The following is a 2,583-nucleotide window of genomic DNA, read 5'->3' on the forward strand; positions in this document are numbered from 1 at the left end:
CGTCCTTCTTCCCGCAGGCGCCGAGCGCGAGGGCGGCGGCCGCGGCGGCGGCGATCAACAGGGAACGGCGAAGCATCGGACGACGGCTCATGGACTCTCCAGCAGGATGTGAAACAGGACTTCGCGGCGCATTCATCCGCCGGGATGGAACGGCCGCCCCAGCGAGGCCGGCATGTTGGCGCGGATGAAGCGCTCGTCGCGCGAGATCAGCACCAGCACCACGATCGTCGCGAGGTAGGGCAGCATGCTCAGGAACTGGCTGGCCACCTGCACGCCCTGCCCTTGCAGGTGGAACTGCAGCATGGTGACGCCGCCGAACAGATAGGCGCCGAGCAGCACCCGTGCCGGTCGCCAGGTCGCGAAACTCGTCAGCGCCAGCGCGATCCAGCCCTTGCCGGCGATCATGCCCTCCACCCACAGCGGCGTGTAGATGACCGAGCAGTACGCGCCCGCCAGCCCGCAGAGCGCCCCGCCGGCGACCACCGCCATCAGCCGGATGCGGCGCACCGGATGGCCGAGCGCATGCGCCGATTCGGGCGACTCGCCGACCGCGCGCAGCACCAGGCCCGCCCGGGTGCGGGCCAGGGCCCAGGCCAGCAGCGCTGTCAGCGCGATCGCGGCGTAGACCAGCGGGTGCTGCCGGAACAGCGCCGGCCCGATGAACGGCAGGTCGGCCAGGCCGGGCACCGCGAACGACGGTCGCGGGCCGAGCTTCGCCTGCACATAGTTCTGCCCGACGAAGGCCGAGAAGCCCGCGCCGAAGAGGCTCAGCGCCAGGCCGGTCGCGTACTGGTTGGTGTTGAGGTAGATCGCGAGCCCTCCGAAAGCGAGGGCCATCAGCGCGCCCGCGCCGATGCCGGCCAGGAAGCCCACCAGGTCGCTGCCGCTGTGCACCGCCGCGGCGAAACCGGCGATCGCGGCGACCAGCATCATGCCTTCGGCGCCCAGGTTCACGACGCCGGCGCGCTCGTTGATCAACAGCCCGAGCGCGGCCAGCGCCACCAGCGTGCCGGCATTGAGCGTCGCGGCGATCAGCAGGGCCCAGGCCTCCATCAACGTTGCTCCTTGTCGATCTGCGGCGCACCGGGCGCTGCTGCTGCGGCGGCGGTGCCGAGCCCCGCGACGCGCCGCAGGCGGTAATGGATCAGCGTGTCGCAAGCCAGCAGGCAGAAGAGCAGCAGGCCCTGGAACACACCGGTGATCGCCTTGGGCAGTCCGAGCCGCGACTGCGCCAGCTCGCCGCCGATGTAGAACAGGCTCATCAGCAGGCCCGATAGCACGATGCCGACCGGATGCAGCCGCCCGACGAAGGCCACGATGATGGCCGCGAAGCCGTAGCCCACCGGCACGTAGGGCGTGAGCTGGCCGAGCGGGCCGGCCGTCTCCAGCGCGCCGGCCAGTCCGGCCAGGCCGCCCGACAGCGTCATCGCGCCCCAGAGCGCCGCGCGCGACGAGAAGCCGGCATATCGCGCCGCCATCGGCGCGATGCCGCCGGTCTGCAGCGCGAAGCCGGCCATCGAGCGCATCAGCAGCCACCACACCGCGACCACCGCCGCCAGCGCGATCCACACTCCGACATGCAGCCGGGTGCCGGCGAACAGCTTGGGCAACTGCGTGGCCGGCAGGAAGGTGATGGTCTGCGGGAAGTTGTAGCCCGCCGGGTCCTTCCACGGTCCGTAGACCAGGTACTGCAGCAGCAACTCCGCGACGTAGACCAGCATCAGGCTGACGAGGATCTCGTTGGCATGGCAACGGTCGCGCAGCGCCGCGGTGATCGAGGCCCAGGCCACGCCGCCGAGCACGCCCGCGAGCAGGATGGGCACCACGATCAGCTTCGTGCTGCCGGCGTCGGCCTGCATCGCCACCCAGCCGGCGGCGAGCGCGCCGGCGATGAACTGGCCCTCGGCACCGATGTTCCAGACGTTGGCCCGGAAAGCCACCGCCAGGCCCAGCGCGATCAGCACCAGCGGCGTCGCCTTCAGCCCCAGTTCCCCGAGCGCGTAGCGGCTGCGCAGCGGCTCCCAGAAGAACATGCGCAGGCCCTGCACCGGATCCTTGCCGAGCGACAGGAAGATCGCGACGCCGATCAGCGTCGTCAGCGCCAGCGCCATCAGCGGCGAGGCCAGCGACATCGCCGCCGACGGCTGCGGGCGGGGTTCAAGCTTCAGCATGCGGGCCCTCTCCACTGCCACGTTCATGGGGACCGCCCGCACCGGACGTACCTGGCGAAAAGCCCAAGCCCAAGCCCAAGCCCAAGCCCAAGCCCGAGCCCGAGCCGGAGGCGTTTGCCGCCGACGCGTCCCACAGCCCGCTCATCCACTGCCCGATCTGCGCGACGCTGGCCTGCGCCACCGGGATCGCCGGCGACAGCCGCCCGCGCGCCATCACCACCAGGCGATCGCTGAGTTCGAAGAGTTCGTCCAGTTCCTCGCTGACGATCAGCAGCGCGCAGCCGGCCTCGCGCAGCGCGAGCAGCTCGGCGCGGATCTGCGCGGCGGCGCCGACATCCACGCCCCAGGTGGGCTGCGCGACGATCAGCGCCTTCGGCGCCGCGTCGATCTCGCGGCCCATGATGAATTTCTG

Annotated in this window: 2 protein-coding genes and 1 pseudogene; all 3 read right to left on the bottom strand. The window is 71.2% G+C overall.

Annotated elements, in window-relative coordinates:
• Positions 1-132: 132 nt before the first annotated feature.
• Positions 133-1,053, bottom strand: a complete 921-nt coding sequence (locus tag CS062_RS24985) for an ABC transporter permease (RefSeq protein ID WP_099864548.1) — start codon at positions 1,051-1,053, stop codon at positions 133-135.
• Positions 1,053-2,171: an ABC transporter permease gene (locus CS062_RS24990; RefSeq protein WP_099864549.1), complete on the bottom strand. Its 1,119-nt coding sequence runs from the start codon at positions 2,169-2,171 to the stop codon at positions 1,053-1,055. The genes CS062_RS24985 and CS062_RS24990 overlap by 1 nt, the downstream gene beginning before the upstream one ends.
• Positions 2,158-2,583, bottom strand: a pseudogene (locus CS062_RS24995) (hypothetical protein); the annotation flags it as partial. The gene CS062_RS24990 and the pseudogene CS062_RS24995, both read right to left, overlap by 14 nt.

Origin of the sequence: Roseateles chitinivorans, from assembly GCF_002761755.1 — a bacterium.
Taxonomy (GTDB): Bacteria; Pseudomonadota; Gammaproteobacteria; order Burkholderiales; family Burkholderiaceae_C; genus Roseateles; species Roseateles chitinivorans.

Excerpts from the sequence above, each read along its gene's own strand:
- CS062_RS24985 (WP_099864548.1), bottom strand. The coding sequence starts at position 1,053 with ATGGAGGCCTGGGCCCTGCTGATCGCCGCGACGCTCAATGCCGGCACG.
- CS062_RS24990 (WP_099864549.1), bottom strand. The coding sequence starts at position 2,171 with ATGCTGAAGCTTGAACCCCGCCCGCAGCCGTCGGCGGCGATGTCGCTG.